At 70.7% G+C, this 16,540-nt stretch carries 13 protein-coding genes; 11 read left to right on the top strand and 2 right to left on the bottom strand.

The features are described from left to right. Positions 1 to 98: 98 nt before the first annotated feature. Positions 99 to 1,301 carry a signal recognition particle-docking protein FtsY gene (gene ftsY / locus OG252_RS16500; RefSeq protein WP_266433311.1) on the top strand — a complete coding sequence of 401 codons (1,203 nt, stop codon included), beginning with the start codon at positions 99 to 101 and terminating at the stop codon, positions 1,299 to 1,301. 85 nt (positions 1,302 to 1,386) lie between these two features. Here ftsY and OG252_RS16495 read toward each other — a convergent pair whose 3' ends face one another. Next, entirely contained in the window at positions 1,387 to 2,043 is a 657-nt protein-coding gene (locus OG252_RS16495) for a bifunctional DNA primase/polymerase (protein WP_266433309.1), read from the bottom strand. A 446-nt stretch (positions 2,044 to 2,489) separates the two neighbouring features. On the opposite strand from OG252_RS16495, the gene nsdA reads away from it, so the two are divergent. From nsdA to ftsH, 6 genes are all read left to right on the top strand, one after another. Continuing rightward, the gene (gene nsdA / locus OG252_RS16490) at positions 2,490 to 3,983 is read left to right on the top strand and encodes a transcriptional repressor NsdA (RefSeq protein WP_266433307.1); all 1,494 of its coding nucleotides are present in this window, start codon (positions 2,490 to 2,492) and stop codon (positions 3,981 to 3,983) included. A gap of 325 nt (positions 3,984 to 4,308) precedes the next feature. Beyond that, positions 4,309 to 5,649: an ammonium transporter gene (locus OG252_RS16485; RefSeq protein ID WP_266433305.1), complete on the top strand. Its 1,341-nt coding sequence runs from the start codon at positions 4,309 to 4,311 to the stop codon at positions 5,647 to 5,649. Continuing rightward, a complete protein-coding gene (locus OG252_RS16480) occupies positions 5,646 to 5,984 on the top strand; it encodes a P-II family nitrogen regulator (RefSeq protein WP_006379495.1) in 339 nt (112 codons plus the stop codon). Before OG252_RS16485 ends, OG252_RS16480 begins: the two co-directional genes overlap by 4 nt. 26 nt (positions 5,985 to 6,010) lie before the next feature. After that, a complete protein-coding gene (locus OG252_RS16475; RefSeq protein ID WP_266433304.1) occupies positions 6,011 to 8,461 on the top strand; it encodes a [protein-PII] uridylyltransferase in 2,451 nt (816 codons plus the stop codon). A 138-nt stretch (positions 8,462 to 8,599) separates the two neighbouring features. Next, a complete protein-coding gene (ffh, locus tag OG252_RS16470) occupies positions 8,600 to 10,153 on the top strand; it encodes a signal recognition particle protein (protein ID WP_266433302.1) in 1,554 nt (517 codons plus the stop codon). 110 nt (positions 10,154 to 10,263) lie between these two features. Continuing rightward, positions 10,264 to 12,204 (top strand): ATP-dependent zinc metalloprotease FtsH, encoded by a 1,941-nt coding sequence (gene ftsH / locus OG252_RS16465; RefSeq protein WP_266433300.1) that lies wholly within the window; start codon positions 10,264 to 10,266, stop codon positions 12,202 to 12,204. On the opposite strand, the gene OG252_RS16460 is transcribed toward ftsH, so the two are convergent. Next, positions 12,201 to 13,058, bottom strand: a complete 858-nt coding sequence (locus tag OG252_RS16460) for an SAM-dependent methyltransferase (protein ID WP_329336912.1) — start codon at positions 13,056 to 13,058, stop codon at positions 12,201 to 12,203. The genes ftsH and OG252_RS16460 overlap by 4 nt on opposite strands. A 197-nt stretch (positions 13,059 to 13,255) precedes the next feature. Between OG252_RS16460 and proS the strand changes: the two genes are divergently transcribed. From proS to OG252_RS16440, 4 genes are all read left to right on the top strand, one after another. Further along, positions 13,256 to 14,671 carry a proline--tRNA ligase gene (gene proS / locus OG252_RS16455; RefSeq protein WP_329336910.1) on the top strand — a complete coding sequence of 472 codons (1,416 nt, stop codon included), beginning with the start codon at positions 13,256 to 13,258 and terminating at the stop codon, positions 14,669 to 14,671. A gap of 260 nt (positions 14,672 to 14,931) precedes the next feature. Then, entirely contained in the window at positions 14,932 to 15,534 is a 603-nt protein-coding gene (locus tag OG252_RS16450; protein WP_266433294.1) for a hypothetical protein, read from the top strand. Positions 15,535 to 15,824: 290 nt separating this feature from the next. Beyond that, positions 15,825 to 16,253 carry a 30S ribosomal protein S16 gene (gene rpsP, locus OG252_RS16445; protein WP_266433292.1) on the top strand — a complete coding sequence of 143 codons (429 nt, stop codon included), beginning with the start codon at positions 15,825 to 15,827 and terminating at the stop codon, positions 16,251 to 16,253. Between the two features lie 2 nt (positions 16,254 to 16,255). Next, positions 16,256 to 16,495 carry an RNA-binding protein gene (locus tag OG252_RS16440; protein ID WP_005479813.1) on the top strand — a complete coding sequence of 80 codons (240 nt, stop codon included), beginning with the start codon at positions 16,256 to 16,258 and terminating at the stop codon, positions 16,493 to 16,495. Positions 16,496 to 16,540: the final 45 nt, after the last annotated feature.

The following is a 16,540-nucleotide window of genomic DNA, read 5'->3' as shown; positions in this document are numbered from 1 at the left end:
AGGGGTAGGGCCCGCCCCCGTTCCGTGGCCCTTCCGTGCCCGTTCGGAGGTGCGGGCGACGGACCTGGCGGAGAGGGGTCACGCATACTGGACGGGTTATGGAAACCGTCATCCTTGCTGTAGTCATCGCCGTGGTCCTGCTCGGTGTGCTCGGCGGGCTCGTCGTCGGCAGCCGGCGCAGGAAGCCGCTGCCCCCGCCGCCGCCCACCGCCCCCGACATCACCGCCCCTCCGGCCGAGCCGCACGTCGGCGACGAGGCCGAGACGCCGCGCGACGAACCGCGCCGGACGATAGAGGAGGTGGACCTCCCGGACGGCTCGGCTCCCGTCGTCGTGGAGGAGCCTCCCTCCGTTGAAGCCCCCGAGATCGAGATCCCCGAGCCGACCGAGGGCCGCCTGGTCCGTCTGCGCGCCCGCCTCTCCCGCTCGCAGAACGCCCTCGGCAAGGGCCTGCTCACGCTGCTGGCGCGCGAGCACCTCGACGAGGACACCTGGGAGGAGATCGAGGACATCCTGCTCACCGCCGACGTCGGCGTCACGCCCACCCAGGAGCTGGTCGAACGCCTGCGCGAGCGCGTGAAGGTGCTCGGCACCCGCACGCCGGAGGAGCTGCGCGCCCTGCTGCGCGAAGAGCTGCTCAAGCTGGTCGGCACCGACGTCGACCGCACGGTCAGGACCGAGCCGGAGGCCAGCAAGCCCGGCATCGTGATGGTCGTCGGCGTCAACGGCACCGGCAAGACCACCACCACCGGCAAGCTCGCCCGCGTCCTGGTGGCCGACGGCCGCAGTGTCGTGCTCGGCGCCGCCGACACCTTCCGGGCGGCTGCCGCCGACCAGCTGCAGACCTGGGGCGACCGGGTCGGCGCCCACACCGTGCGCGGCCCCGAGGCCGGCGACCCGGCCTCCGTCGCCTTCGACGCCGTCAAGGAGGGCAAGGAGATGGGCGCGGACGTCGTGCTCATCGACACCGCCGGGCGCCTGCACACCAAGACCGGCCTCATGGACGAGCTCGGCAAGGTCAAGCGCGTCGTCGAGAAGCACGCCCCGCTGGACGAGATCCTGCTCGTCCTCGACGCGACGACGGGCCAGAACGGTCTCGTCCAGGCCCGGGTCTTCGCCGAGGTCGTCGACATCACCGGCATCGTCCTCACCAAGCTGGACGGCACCGCGAAGGGCGGCATCGTCGTCGCGGTGCAGCGCGAGCTCGGTGTGCCGGTCAAGCTGGTCGGCCTGGGAGAGGGCGCCGACGACCTGGCGCCGTTCGAGCCGGAAGCGTTCGTGGATGCCCTTATCGGCGAGTGACCAGTCAGGTACGGACGTCCGTACGTGGTCGAAGAAGCGCCCGCCCCCGAGGTGCAGTCGGGGACGGGCGCTTCGCTGTGTACGACTATGCGCGCGACCGGTGCGCCACGTAGGCCAGCGTCCCCAGCAGTAACCGCGCCGCCGGCGGCTTCGTCGCCGTGTCCAGTGACGGCGGCCGCAGCCAGCGTGCCGGACCCAGCCCGCCCCGGTCGGACGGCGGAGCCGTGATGTGGGTGCCGGGGCCGAGGCCGTGCAGGTCGAGGGAGGTGGGGTCGTCCCAGCCCATGCGGTAGAGGAGCTCGGGGAGTTCGGCGGCGGCGCCGGGGGCGACGAAGAAGTGGGCGCGGCCCTCGGGGCCGGCGGTCACCGGGCCGAGGGGGAGGCCCATGCGCTCCAGGCGGACCAGGGCGCGGCGCCCGGCGGGCTCGGCCACCTCGATCACGTCGAACGCCCGGCCGACCGGCAGCATCACCGCGGCGCCGGGGAACTCCGCCCAGGTCTTGGTGACTTCGTCGAGGGTCGCGCCGGCCGGGACGGGCGGCGCGAAGTCGAGAGGATGGGCGCCCGGGGCGGCGCAGTCCGCGCGCCCGCACGAGCAGGCACCCGCCGCGGCGCGCGCCCCCGGGACGACGTCCCAGCCCCAGAGTCCGGTGAACTCGGCGACGGTCGTGCACTCCGACGAGCGGCCGCGCCGACGTGAACCGGAGCGGATCTCCCGAATGCCGCCGATCGTGAAGCCCATGCCCCCTCCAACGTGTCCGGCGTGCCGGTGGTTACGCGACGAACGCGAACTGTGACTCTCCGTTGCCCTTCCCGGTGCCACGTCCGGGTCATGGCGGCGCTCGGAAGCGCCCTGGGTGGTGTGCTCACCAACGCGCGCCCCTGAGTGCATCGCTCCGCCCACTCCCGGCCATGCTCTGTCAAGTGAATCGTGTGGAGGCGGTCGTGAGTTCATTCGAAGGGGTGGCGAATGGTGGCGTTTCCGGGATCGCCATGGCTGGACGCGTGATCGTAGGATTACTTTGAGTGCATGAGGCCTGGGGGCACATGCACTCATGGGTATGCCGGAGGCAACTCGGCTTCCTGTTCGAAGGGTGGCAACCGCCGGACGGACGGCCGTATTTACCGGCATTCTGATAAGGCTTGGCGCACTCAGTGACAAGTGGTCTCAGGGATGGGGGCGTTCCAGTGAGCGGCAACGGCGGTAGCGGGACGAGCGCGGCAAACGCAACGAACGCTGACAAGCGCCCCAATGAGCTGCTCACTTCGTGGTTCGTGCGCAGCGGCTGGTCCAAGGGCGAGCTCGCCCGCCAGGTCAACCGCAGGGCCCGCCAGTTGGGCGCCAACCACATCTCCACCGACACCTCCCGCGTACGCCGCTGGCTGGACGGCGAGAACCCCCGCGAGCCGATCCCCCGGATCCTGTCCGAGCTGTTCTCGGAGCGGTTCGGCTGTGTCGTCTCCGTCGAGGATCTCGGCCTGCGCGCCGCCCGCCAGTCACCCTCCGCGACCGGCGTCGACCTGCCCTGGACCGGCCCGCAGACGGTGGCCCTGCTCAGCGAGTTCTCGCGCAGCGACCTGATGCTGGCGCGGCGCGGCTTCCTCGGGACCTCGCTGGCCCTGTCCGCGGGCCCGTCCCTCATCGAGCCCATGCAGCGCTGGCTGGTGCCCGCGCCCCCGTCCCCGCACCACGAGCCCGAGCCGTCCTCGCCCTCGGCCCGCCGCGGCCGGCTCTCCAGGCCCGAGCTGGACCTCCTCGAGTCGACGACGGTGATGTTCCGCCAGTGGGACGCCCAGTGCGGCGGCGGCCTGCGCCGCAAGGCGGTCGTCGGCCAGCTGCACGAGGTGACCGACCTCCTCCAGGAGTCACAGCCCGAGGCCACCGCCCGGAAGCTCTTCAAGGTCGCCGCCGAGCTCGCGGAACTGGCCGGCTGGATGTCGTACGACGTCGGGCTGCAGCCCACCGCCCAGAAGTACTTCGTCCTCGCCCTGCACGCCGCCAAGGAGGCGGGCGACAAGCCGCTCGGCTCGTACATCCTGTCCAGCATGAGCCGCCAGATGATCCACCTCGGGCGGCCCGAGGACGCCCTGGAACTGATCCACCTCGCGCAGTACGGCAGCCGGGACTGCGCGAGCCCGCGCACCCAGTCCATGCTGTATGCGATGGAGGCCCGCGCCTACGCCAACATGGGGCAGCCCGGCAAGTGCAAGAGGGCGGTCCGGATGGCCGAGGACACCTTCGCCGACGCCGACGAGTGGGACGAGCCGGACCCCGACTGGATCGGCTTCTTCTCCGAGGCCGAGCTGTACGGCGAGAACTCCCACTCCTACCGCGACCTCGCCTACGTCGCCGGTCGCAGCCCCACCTACGCCTCCCTGGCCGAGCCCCTCATGCAGCGAGCCGTCGAGCTCTTCGCCGAGGATTCCGATCACCAGCGTTCGTACGCACTCAATCTGATCGGTATGGCCACGGTCCACCTGCTCCAGCGGGAGCCCGAGCGGAGCGCGCAGCTGGCCTCGAAGGCCATGCTGGAGGCCAAGAAGGTGCGCTCCGAGAGGGTCAACACTCGTATTCGAAAGACGGTCGACACGGCTGTACGCGATTTCGGTGATCTCGCCGAGGTCGTGGACCTCACCGAGCAGCTCGCCATCGAGCTCCCCGAGACCGCCGAGGCGGTCTGAGACCCCAGGAGAACCCCTGAACCCCGGCCGTGGCCGGCCCTCCCGAACTGCCCGACTCGGCTCCCCCATGCCAGGTCATCGGAAGGCCGGCCGCGGCCGGTTTCTTTCCCGCACCGAAGGTTGCGCCACGATAACGATCGACGCGACCCATATCTGCCAGTTCATCGAGGCGTAACACGCCAGGCGCCTTCGTCACGGTGGCGAAACAATGAGGGGCTTCCATCGAAACGGCGCTGCGTCAATCTCATGGCGCATAACCGGCCCATCCCCGGAATCCGCTCAGGCTTCGCCCGCACGGGGCCGTACCAACGACGAGGAGACGCCGATGGCACCAGCAGCCATCACGCTCGCCGCAGAAGCGCCCACGCTGTCTGCCGCCAACACGGGCTTCATGCTCATCTGTTCTGCCCTGGTGCTGATCATGACCCCGGGTCTCGCCTTCTTCTACGGAGGCATGGTCCGGGTCAAGAGCACTCTGAACATGCTGATGATGAGCTTCATCAGCATCGGGATCGTCACCATCCTGTGGGTGCTGTACGGCTTCTCCATGGCCTTTGGTACTGACTCCGGCAGCATCATCGGATGGAACTCCGACTGGGTCGGCCTCAGCAACATCGGCCTGACGGAGCTGTGGGACGGTTACACCATCCCGATCTTCGTCTTCATGATCTTCCAGATGATGTTCGCCATCATCACCCCCGCCCTGATCAGCGGTGCCCTCGCCGACCGCGTGAAGTTCACCGCGTGGGCACTGTTCGTCGCCCTGTGGGCCACGCTCGTCTACTTCCCGGTCGCGCACTGGGTCTGGGGCGCCGGTGGCTGGGCCTTCGAGCTGGGTGTGATCGACTTCGCCGGTGGTACGGCGGTCCACATCAACGCCGGTGCCGCCGCGCTCGGCGTGATCCTGGTCATCGGTAAGCGCGTCGGGTTCAAGAAGGACCCGATGCGTCCGCACAGCCTGCCGCTGGTCATGCTCGGCGCCGGTCTGCTGTGGTTCGGCTGGTTCGGCTTCAACGCTGGCTCGTGGCTCGGCAACGACGACGGTGTCGGCGCGCTGATGTTCGTCAACACGCAGATCGCCACCGCCGCCGCCATGCTGGCCTGGCTCATCTACGAGAAGATCCGCCACGGCGCGTTCACCACGCTGGGCGCCGCCTCCGGCGCGGTCGCCGGTCTGGTCGCCATCACCCCGTCGGGTGGCGCGGTCTCCCCGCTCGGTGCGATCGCCGTCGGTGTCGTCGCCGGTGTCCTGTGCGCCATGGCCGTCGGCCTGAAGTACAAGCTCGGCTACGACGACTCGCTCGACGTCGTCGGTGTCCACCTGGTCGGCGGTGTCGTCGGCTCCCTGCTGGTCGGCCTGCTCGCCAGCGGCAAGGGCCAGTCCGAGGTCGAGGGCCTCTTCTACGGCGGCGGCCTGGACCAGTTCTGGAAGCAGTGCGCCGGTGTCTTCGCGGTCCTCGCCTACTCGCTGATCGCCTCCGCGATCCTCGCGTTCCTCATCGACAAGACGATCGGCATGCGGGTCCCCGAGGACGTGGAGGTCGCCGGTATCGACCAGGCCGAGCACGCCGAGACCGCATACGACTTCAGCGGCGCCGGCGGTGGCTACGACCGCGGCGCCGTCCCGGCCCCGCCCGCGTCTGAGTCCAAGAAGGTGGACGCATGAAGCTCATCACCGCCGTCGTGAAGCCTCACCGGCTCGACGAGATCAAGGAAGCCCTCCAGGCCTTCGGGGTCCACGGCCTGACGGTCACCGAGGCGAGCGGATACGGTCGTCAGCGGGGTCACACCGAGGTCTACCGCGGTGCCGAGTACACCGTCGACCTGGTCCCCAAGATCCGCATCGAGGTGCTGGCCGAGGACGACGACGCCGAGGGTCTCATCGACGTCATCGTCAAGGCGGCCCGCACCGGCAAGATCGGTGACGGCAAGGTCTGGTCCCTCCCGGTCGAGACCGCCGTACGGGTCCGTACCGGCGAGCGCGGCCCGGACGCGCTCTGACAGAAGAACAGAACAGGAGCCACTGGGTGACGAGTACGGACGTGCGCAAGGATGCAGATGACTCGGGACCCAGCGGCTACGCGGCGGCCCGGCTGCGCCTCCTCACCGAGGGGGCGCGGTCCGGGCCGCCGCGCCGTGCTGCCCTCGCCGAACTGACCGACGACTGGCTGTCGGGACTCTTCAGCGCGGCGGGGGAAGAGCTGCGCGGGGTCTCCCTGATCGCCGTCGGCGGCTACGGCCGCGGTGAACTGTCCCCACGCAGCGACCTGGATCTGCTGCTGCTGCACGACGGCAGCGACTCCGACGCGGTCGCCGCCCTGGCCGACCGCATGTGGTACCCCGTCTGGGACCTCGGCCTGGCCCTCGACCACTCCGTGCGGACACCGGCCGAGGCCCGCAAAACCGCCGGCGAGGACCTGAAGGTGCAGCTGGGTCTGCTGGACGCCCGGCACCTCGCGGGCGACCTCGGCCTCACCGCCGGATTGCGTACGGCCGTCCTGGCCGACTGGCGCAACCAGGCGCCGAAACGTCTCCCCGAGCTCCAGGAACTGTGCGCCGAGCGCGCCGAGCGGCAGGGTGAGCTGCAGTACCTCCTGGAGCCGGACCTCAAGGAGGCGCGCGGTGGCCTGCGCGACGCCACCGCCCTGCGCGCCGTCGCCGCCTCCTGGCTGGCCGACGCCCCGCGCGAGGGCCTCGACGACGCCCGGCGCCGGCTCCTCGACGTCCGTGACGCCCTGCACCTGACGACCGGGCGGGCGACCGACCGGCTCGCACTCCAGGAGCAGGACCAGGTCGCGGCCGAGCTCGGCCTGCTCGACGCCGACACGCTGCTGCGGCAGGTGTACGAGGCGGCGCGGGTCATCTCGTACGCCAGTGATGTCACCTGGCGGGAAGTGGGGCGCGTCCTCAGGTCGCGCGCCGTGCGGCCGCGGCTGCGCGCCATGCTCGGGGGCGGCAAGCCGGTCGTCGACCGCTCGCCGCTGGCCGAAGGGGTCGTGGAGCAGGACGGCGAGGTGGTGCTCGCCCGTGCCGCGCGCCCCGAACGCGACCCCGTGCTCCCCCTGCGTGCCGCGGCCGCCGCCGCGCAGGCCGGGCTTCCGCTCTCCCTGCACGCCGTACGGCGCATGGCGGCCGCCGCGCGCCCGCTGCCCTCGCCCTGGCCGGCCGAGGCGCGCGAACAACTCGTGACCCTGCTCGGCTCCGGCCAGCCCACCATCGACGTGTGGGAGGCACTGGAGGCCGAGGGCCTGATCACCCGCCTGCTGCCCGACTGGGAGCGGGTGCGCTGCCGGCCGCAGCGCAACGCCGTGCACGTCTGGACCGTCGACCGGCACCTCATCGAGACCGCCGTCCGCGCCTCCGAGTTCACCCGCCGCGTCAGCCGCCCCGACCTCCTCCTGGTCGCCGCGCTGCTGCACGACATCGGCAAGGGCTGGCCCGGCGACCACTCGGTGGCCGGCGAGATCATCGCCAAGGACGTGGCCGCCCGCATCGGCTTCGACCGCGCGGACGTGACGGTGCTCGCCACCCTCGTACGCCATCACCTGCTGCTCATCGACACCGCCACCCGGCGCGACCTGGAGGACCCGGCCACCGTGCGCTCGGTCGCCGAGGCGGTCGGCTCGCAGAGCACGCTGGAACTGCTGCACGCGCTGACCGAGGCGGACGCGCTGGCCACCGGACCGGCGGCCTGGTCGTCCTGGCGCGGCTCGCTCGTCGCCGACCTGGTCAAGCGGGTCCACGCGGTCCTGTCCGGGGACCTGGAGGACGAGCCCGAGTCCGCCGCACCCACCGCCGAGCAGGAGCGGCTCGCCATCGAGTCGGTCGCCACCGGCGGCCCGGTGCTCGCCCTGCGCGCGCAGACCGAGCCGCCGCCGACCGAGGAACAGCCGGCCGGCGACCCCGAGCCGCTCGGCGTCGAACTGCTCATCGCCGTACCCGACCAGGCGGGCGTGCTGCCCGCGGTGGCCGGCGTCCTCGCCATGCACCGCCTGACGGTCCGCACCGCCGAACTGCGCGCCCTGGACCTGCCCGACGGCGTCGAGGGCTCCGTCCTGCTGCTGAACTGGCGGGTCGCGGCCGAGTACGGCTCCCTGCCCCAGGCCGCCCGGCTCCGCGCCGACCTGGTACGCGCCCTCGACGGTTCCCTCGACATCACGGCCCGCCTCGCCGAACGCGACGCCGCCTATCCGCGCCGCCGGGGAGTCGTGGCGCCCCCGCCCCGGGTCACCGTCCACCCGACCGCGTCCCGGCTGGCCACGGTCATCGAGGTCCGCGCCCAGGACGTACCCGGCCTGCTGCACCGCATCGGCCACGCGCTGGAGGAGGCGGGCGTCCGGATGCGCAGCGCGCACGTCAGCACGCTCGGCGCGAACGCGGTCGACGCCTTCTATGTGACCGGCCCCGAGGGCGCGCCGCTGCCCAGCGAGGAGGCGGCGAGCGTGGCGCGGAAGCTGGAGGAGACGCTGCGAGGCTGACCTTCTCGACCTCTTCCCTGCTCACGCGGGGATCCTGTCCCCGCCCGCCGTGTGCAGCGGGCGGGGACGATTGTCTTGCCGGGCCGGATACCCTGGAAGACGCTCACACTGCCCCCGACTCCGAGGACCGACGCCGCCGTGTTCGATACTCTCTCCGATCGCCTTTCAGCGACCTTCAAGAACTTGCGCGGCAAGGGGCGCTTGAGCGAAGCGGACATCGACGCCACGGCGCGCGAAATCCGCATCGCGCTCCTCGAAGCCGACGTCGCCCTGCCCGTCGTGCGGACGTTCATCAAGAACGTCAAGGAGCGTGCCCTCGGCGCCGAGGTCTCCAAGGCGCTGAACCCCGCCCAGCAGGTCCTGAAGATCGTGAACGAGGAGCTCGTCACGATCCTCGGCGGCGAGACCCGCCGTCTGCGCTTCGCCAAGCAGCCGCCGACCGTGATCATGCTGGCGGGTCTGCAGGGTGCCGGTAAGACCACCCTCGCGGGCAAGCTCGGCCGCTGGCTGAAGGAGCAGGGCCACTCGCCCATCCTGGTCGCCGCCGACCTGCAGCGCCCGAACGCCGTGAACCAGCTCAGCGTCGTCGCCGAGCGCGCCGGCGTGGCCGTATACGCTCCGGAGCCGGGCAACGGCGTGGGCGACCCGGTCAAGGTCGCCAAGGACTCCATCGAGCACGCGAAGACCAAGGTCCACGACATCGTGATCGTGGACACCGCCGGCCGTCTCGGCATCGACGCCGAGATGATGCAGCAGGCCGCGGACATCAGGGACGCGGTCTCGCCGGACGAGATCCTCTTCGTCGTCGACGCGATGATCGGTCAGGACGCGGTCAACACCGCCGAGTCCTTCCGCGACGGCGTCGGCTTCGACGGCGTGGTGCTGTCCAAGCTCGACGGCGACGCCCGCGGTGGTGCGGCCCTGTCGATCGCCTCGGTCACCGGCAAGCCGATCATGTTCGCGTCGAACGGCGAGAAGCTCGACGACTTCGACGCCTTCCACCCTGACCGGATGGCCTCCCGCATCCTCGACATGGGTGACCTGCTCACCCTGATCGAGCAGGCGGAGAAGACGTTCAGCCAGGAAGAGGCCCAGCAGATGGCCTCCAAGCTGGCGTCCAAGAAGGGCCAGGACTTCACCCTGGACGACTTCCTGGCCCAGATGGAGCAGGTCAGGAAGATGGGCAGCATCTCCAAGCTGCTCGGCATGCTTCCCGGCATGGGCCAGATCAAGGACCAGATCAACAACCTCGACGAGCGGGACGTCGACCGCACGGCCGCCATCATCAAGTCGATGACCCCGGCCGAGCGCCAGGAGCCGACGATCATCAACGGCTCGCGCCGCGCCCGTATCGCCAAGGGCTCCGGTGTCGACGTCAGCGCGGTCAAGGGCCTGGTCGAACGGTTCTTCGAGGCCCGCAAGATGATGTCCCGCATGGCCCAGGGCGGCGGCATGCCCGGCATGCCGGGGGTTCCGGGCATGGGTGGCGGCCCCGGCCGCTCCAAGAAGCAGCCGAAGAAGGCCAAGGGCAAGCAGCGCTCCGGCAACCCGATGAAGCGCAAGCAGCAGGAGCAGGAGGAGGCCGCCCGCCGCGCGGCCGCCGCCGAGGGCGGCAACGCGTTCGGCGTCCCGGGACAGCAAGCTCCTCAGGACTTCGAGCTGCCCGACGAGTTCAAGAAGTTCATGGGCTGACAGCGCGGCTGACAGCCTCGTGTACGGCGCCGAGGGCGTCCCTCTCCGGAGGGGCGCCCTCGGCGCGTTCTGCGGGTGCCGGTGCCTGATCCGTGTCGTAACGTCCCGGTATGACCAACCCTGTGCCGCCGCGCAAGGCTCCTGACCAGCCCTGGCGTACCGAGGGCACCCCGGAGGAGCCGCCGAAGCCCTCACCGGGCGGACGGAAGCCGCGTGGCGGCTGGTGGAGCCTGGTCGCCGCCGCGCTGGTCGTGTTCCTCGTCGCCAACGTCGTGCTGTCCTTCTTCAACGACGGCGACGAGCCGACGATCTCGTACACGGAGTTCAGCAAGCAGGTCGACGCCGGCAACGTCAGCAAGATCTACGCCAAGGGCGACGCCATCCAGGGCCAGCTCAAGAAGAAGCAGGACGACCCCGAGGGCGACGGCACCTACACCAAGTTCAAGACGGAGCGGCCGACCTTCACGGACGACCAGCTCTGGGAGGACCTGACCAGGAACAACGTCACCGTCACTGCGGAGCCGGTCGTCCAGCAGCGCAGCTTTCTGGCCAATCTGCTGATCTCGCTGGCCCCGATGCTGCTCCTGGTCGTCCTGTGGATCTTCATCGCGCGGCGGATGAGCGCGGGCATGGGCGGCGCGGGCGGCATGCTCGGCCGCAAGACCCCGCCCAAGCCGGTGGAGCTGGAGTCGGGCCAGAAGCGCACGACCTTCGAGGACGTGGCGGGCATCGACGAGGTCGAGGGCGAGCTGAACGACGTCGTCGACTTCCTGAAGAATCCGGACGCCTACCGGAAGATGGGCGCCAGGATGCCGCGCGGGGTGCTGCTGGCGGGGCCTCCCGGCACCGGGAAGACCCTCCTGGCGCGCGCGGTGGCCGGCGAGGCGGGGGTGCCCTTCTTCTCGGCGTCAGCCTCCGAGTTCATCGAGATGATCGTGGGCGTGGGCGCCTCCCGCGTCCGCGAACTGTTCGCCGAGGCCCGCAAGGTGGCCCCGTCGATCATCTTCATCGACGAGATCGACACCATCGGCCGGGCCCGCGGCGGCGGCTCCGGCCTGGGCGGCCACGACGAGCGCGAACAGACGCTGAACCAGATCCTGACCGAGATGGACGGCTTCTCGGGCGTGGAGGGCGTCATCGTCATCGCCGCGACCAACCGAGCCGACGTCCTCGACCCGGCCCTGACCCGCCCCGGCCGCTTCGACCGGGTGGTCATGGTCTCGCCCCCGGACCGGGGCGGCCGCGAGGCCATCCTGGAGATCCACACCCGCGAGATCCCGCTCGCCGAGGACGTCGACCTGGCCCAGGTGGCCCGTACGACCCCAGGCATGACCGGCGCCGATCTGGCCAACCTGGCCAACGAGGCGGCCCTGCTCGCGGTCAAGCGCAAGCAGGAGCAGGTGACGCGGACCGACCTCTCGGAGGCCCTGGAGAAGGTGCAACTGGGCGCCGAACGGCCCCTGGTGATGCCCGAGGAGGAGCGGCGCAGGACGGCGTACCACGAGAGCGGACACGCCCTGCTCGGCATGCTGCAGCCCGGCGCCGACCCGGTCCGCAAGATCACCATCGTTCCGCGCGGCAGGGCGCTCGGCGTGACGCTCTCGACGCCGGACGCGGACCGGTACGCGTACACCGAGGAGTACCTGCGCGGCCGCATCATCGGCGCGCTCGGCGGCATGGCCGCGGAACACGTCGTCTACGGGGTCGTCACCACCGGCTCGGAGAACGACCTCGAACAGGTCACCAACCTCGCGCGCGGCATGGTCGCCCGCTGGGGCATGAGCGAGCGCGTGGGCCGTCTCTCCGCGCTCCCGAACGACGCCCAGCAGGCCTACGGCCTCGCGGCGGCCCCCGGGACCCTCGACACGATCGAGCACGAGATGCGGCGGATCGTCGACGAGTGCTACGAGGAGGCCTGCCACAAACTCCGCGACCACCGCGGGCAGTTGGACGCGCTGGCCCAGGCGCTGCTGGCGAACGAGACACTGGAGGAGACGGACGCGTACCGGATCGCCGGGATCACGCGCCTGCTGAAGGAAGCCGACGTCTAGGGGACCCGCGCGATCAGGTACCGGAACACGTTCGGCATCCACACCGTGCCGTCCCGGCGCTGGTGCGGATGCAGGGCCTCCGCCAGCTCCTTGTCGACCTGCACCTGGTCCGTCGCCGAGATCGCCGCGTCGAACAGCCCCGTCGACAGCAGTCCCCGTACGGCGCTGTCGACGTCGGCGTACCCGAAGGGGCAGGCGACCCGGCCGGAGCCGTCCGGCTTGAGGCCGGCCCGGTGGGCGACCTCCTCCAGGTCGTCCCGGAGGGCGGGGCGCCAACTGCCCGTGCCCCGCAGCGGATCCGACAGCTTGGTGGCCACCCGCAGCACGGACGTCGTGGCGCACCGCTCCGGCGGACCCCACCCGGCCAGCACCACCGGCGCCCCGCGCTCGCAGAGCGGTACCGCCGAGGCGAGCAGCTCACCGAGCCCCTCGGAGTCGCCCGCGAGACACCCGATGGGCTCGAAGGCGGTCACCACGGTGTACGGGGGCGCGTCCGCCTCGGCCGCGTCCCCGGGACGACCGTCGACGAGTCGGGTGGCCGCACGCGCGCGCGCGCCCGCCGTCGACGGCAGCAGCCGCTCCCGCGCGAGGGCCAGCCGCTGCGGGGAGGCATCGTCGACGCCGGTCACCGCCGCCCCTCTGGAGGCCGCTATCAGCAGGGCGAGCCCGGCGCCGCAGCCGAGGCCCAGCAGCCGCGAGGCGGGGCCCACTTCCAGTCGCTCGTAGACGGTCTCGTAGAGCGGCACCAGCATCCGCTCCTGGATCTCGGACCAGTCACGCGCGCGTGCACCGAGGTCCACACGGGGTGTCTCTCCCGTATGAGGCAGGTGCTGCCGCACGAGCGTAGGTGTCATAGGTAAGCGCCCCAATCCGCCGAGTTGTGGCTGTGCCCGATTTCGTAGCCCCCGTGACGTGCGCTCGCACTCCCCCCGTATGCCAGATAACTCCGCACTCGACCGCTCGTCCAGGGGTTGTCGGGCCCGGCTTGTGGGTTGACCGTGCCAGTGGCGAGAATTCACATTCCGGCAACCTGGGCCCGTACGATCGCGCCATGGCAAAGGCTCCCGTTCTCACGCCCCGCGCGGACGACTTCCCGCGCTGGTACCAGGATCTGATCAACAAGGCCGAGTTGGCCGACAACGGGCCGGTGCGCGGCACCATGGTGATCCGACCGTACGGGTACGGGCTGTGGGAGCGGATGCAGGCCGAGATGGACGCCCGCATCAAGGAGACGGGCACCCAGAACGCGTACTTCCCGCTGCTGATCCCGCAGTCGTACCTCACGCGCGAGGCGGACCACGTCGAGGGGTTCGCGCCGGAGCTGGCCGTGGTCACGCACGGCGGCGGCAAGGAGCTGGAGGAGCCGGCGGTCGTCCGCCCCACCTCCGAGATGATCATCAACGAATACTTCTCGAAGTGGGTGCAGAGCTACCGCGACCTGCCCCTGCTGATCAACCAGTGGGCGAACGTGGTCCGTTGGGAGCTCAGGCCCCGCCTGTTCCTGCGCACGACCGAGTTCCTGTGGCAGGAGGGCCACACCGCGCACGCCACCTTCGAGGACGCGCGCGACTTCGCCGCCCACATCCACCGCCAGGTCTACGAGGACTTCATGGCGAACGTCCTCGCGATGGACGTCGTCCCCGGCCGCAAGACCGTCAAGGAGCGGTTCGCCGGCGCGATCAACACCCTCACGCTCGAAGGCATGATGGGCGACGGCAAGGCCCTCCAGATGGCCACCAGCCACGAACTCGGCCAGAACTTCGCCAAGGCCTTCAACACCTCGTACCTGTCGAAGGGCGGCACGCAGGAACTGGTCTGGCAGACCTCCTGGGGCTCGACCACACGCATGATCGGCGCCCTGGTGATGATGCACGGCGACGACAACGGCCTCAGGGTCCCGCCGCGCCTGGCGCAGATCCAGGCCGTCGTCCTCGCCATCAAGGGCGACGAGGCGGTTCTGGCCAAGGTCCGCGAGCTCGGCGATCAGCTGAAGGCGGCGGGCGTACGCGTCCAGGTCGACGACCGTGTGGACACCCCCTTCGGCCGCCGCGCCGTCGACTGGGAGCTGAAGGGCGTGCCCGTACGGATCGAGATCGGGCCCCGTGACCTGGAGAACGGCACCGCGATGCTGGCCCGCCGCATCCCGGGCGGCAAGGAGCCGGTGGCCCTCGATTCCCTCGTCGGCCTGCTCCCCGCGATCCTCGAGGAGGACCAGGCGCTGCTCCTGAAGCAGTCCCGCGAGCGCCGCGAGTCCCGTACGTCCGAGGTGTCGACGATCGAGGAGGCCGTCGAGGCCGCCGTCGCCGGCCGCTGGGCGCGCATCCCCTGGGCGGCCCTCGGCGAAGAGGGCGAGGCCAAGCTGGCCGACCACGCGGTGACCGTACGGTGTCTGGTCGCCGAGGACGGGTCGGTGCCCGAGGACGGCGACGCACCGGGTAACGTCGCGATCGTCGCGCGCGCTTACTGAGGAGCGGCCTTCCGGCGGGAGAGCGACCGAAACGTCTCTTGCGCAACTGCGGATCACAGTCGCCCCGGCGCGCGGACAGCGTCTACGTGCCGGGGCGTACGTCAGACTACGCACCGGCTTGGTACGAGCTGCGAGGCTTATCCGCAGATCAGCGCACCCGCCCTCGTCAGGACGCATCAGCGGCAACTGACGGGTACGTGCAAATTATTTGGGATGCCCCGGAATCGGAACACAGCGGCACTCTGGCTCGTTGTCATTACGTGAGCACGACACAGACACCACCTGTTCTCGCCGCAGAGCTGGCGCAGGCGTGGGCCGACATTCAGCGGTACCACCCCGAGCTGCCCGATCTTGCCGCGCCAGAGTCCCTGATCGGGGAGTCGTCGTCCGCGTGCGGTCACGAGCTCTCCTTCGAGCGACTGCTTCACGAGGCAGTCCATGGCATCGCCGCCGCACGCGGCATCCGCGACACGTCCCGTGCCGGCCGCTACCACAACCGCAGATTCCTCGCGATCGCCGAGGAGCTGGGCCTGGACCACCCCGAGGAGCCGCACCCGAGCAGTGGCTTCTCCCTGGTCACGCTCAACCCCGAGGCGAAGCGCCGCTACCGCCCGACCATGGAGCGCCTCCAGCGCGCCCTGAAGGCCCACTCGGTGGCGACCGCCTCCGACACGTCCCGTACCTTCCGCGGCCCGGCCGCCCGGCACGGCTCCTCCGGCGGTGGCGTCCGGGTCAAGGCGGTCTGCGACTGCGGCCGCAACGTCCGGGTCGTCCCGTCGGTACTGGCCCAGGCGCCGATCGTGTGCGGAGGGTGCGGGAAGCCGTTCCGCATCCCGGAGGTCGTGGGCGCGGCGGCGAGCTGACCGTCACACCGGCATCTCGTGGGTGCCGGACGAGCGGGTGGCATGGGCGCGGGGCGCCGCCGCGGTCGCATGCGGCGGCACCCCGCGACGCCGGGTCCCTCAGTCATGCCTCGCCGCACCCGCGGTCCGACGCGACCCGCGGGGTATGGCACAATGGCTAGCTGTACTCGACAGCCGCACAGGAACCCTCTCGCCTCCGGCTGACGCGTCCATCGGGCACTCGGGTACCGCAACCCCACGCGGCCATCTCGCCGTGCCCAACCACGTCAAATCCAGGAGAACCCACTCCCGTGGCAGTCAAGATCAAGCTGAAGCGTCTGGGCAAGATCCGTTCGCCTCACTACCGCATCGTCGTCGCCGACTCCCGTACCCGTCGTGACGGTCGTGCGATCGAGGAGATCGGCCTGTACCACCCGGTGCAGAACCCCTCGCGCATGGAGGTCGACGCCGAGCGCGTGGCCTACTGGCTCTCCGTCGGCGCGCAGCCGACCGAGCCCGTGCTCGCCATCCTGAAGAAGACCGGCGACTGGCAGAAGTTCAAGGGCGAGCCCGCCCCGGCTCCGCTGCTCCAGCCGGCCGAGAAGGCCGCTCGTCCGCTCTTCGAGGCTCTCGGTGGCGACGACGAGGGCAAGGGTGAGGCCATCACCCAGAAGAAGAAGGCTGAGAAGAAGGACGACGCCCCGGCGGAGTCCTCTGCGTCTGCGCCGACCGAGGCCTGAGCATGCTCGAGGAGGCTCTCGAGCACCTCGTGAAGGGCATCGTCGACAACCCTGACGATGTGCAGGTCGCCTCGCGCGACCTGCGTCGCGGGCGGGTGCTGGAGGTCCGGGTGCATCCCGACGACCTCGGCAAGGTGATCGGTCGCAACGGCCGCACCGCACGCGCCCTGCGCACCGTCGTGGGCGCCATCGGCGGCCGCGGTGTCCGCGTCGACCTCGTCGACGTGGATCACGTCCGCTGACGCCACATGCAACACCGGCTCGGGCCGGGGAGGGCCACTGGGCCG

The sequence above is a fragment of the Streptomyces sp. NBC_01352 genome, assembly GCF_036237295.1.
Lineage (GTDB): Bacteria > Actinomycetota > Actinomycetes > Streptomycetales > Streptomycetaceae > Streptomyces > Streptomyces plumbiresistens.
Note: the sequence above shows the minus strand (reverse complement) of the source record. Positions and strands in the feature narration are given on the sequence as shown.

What these genes read in the sequence shown, in the direction of transcription:
- proS (WP_329336910.1), top strand. Translation starts at nt 13,256, where the DNA reads ATGGCAAAGGCTCCCGTTCTCACGCCCCGCGCGGACGACTTCCCGCGC.
- ftsH (WP_266433300.1), top strand. Translation starts at nt 10,264, where the DNA reads ATGACCAACCCTGTGCCGCCGCGCAAGGCTCCTGACCAGCCCTGGCGT.
- OG252_RS16440 (WP_005479813.1), top strand. Translation starts at nt 16,256, where the DNA reads ATGCTCGAGGAGGCTCTCGAGCACCTCGTGAAGGGCATCGTCGACAAC.
- OG252_RS16485 (WP_266433305.1), top strand. Translation starts at nt 4,309, where the DNA reads ATGGCACCAGCAGCCATCACGCTCGCCGCAGAAGCGCCCACGCTGTCT.
- OG252_RS16460 (WP_329336912.1), bottom strand. Translation starts at nt 13,058, where the DNA reads ATGACACCTACGCTCGTGCGGCAGCACCTGCCTCATACGGGAGAGACA.
- OG252_RS16495 (WP_266433309.1), bottom strand. Translation starts at nt 2,043, where the DNA reads ATGGGCTTCACGATCGGCGGCATTCGGGAGATCCGCTCCGGTTCACGT.
- OG252_RS16480 (WP_006379495.1), top strand. Translation starts at nt 5,646, where the DNA reads ATGAAGCTCATCACCGCCGTCGTGAAGCCTCACCGGCTCGACGAGATC.
- ftsY (WP_266433311.1), top strand. Translation starts at nt 99, where the DNA reads ATGGAAACCGTCATCCTTGCTGTAGTCATCGCCGTGGTCCTGCTCGGT.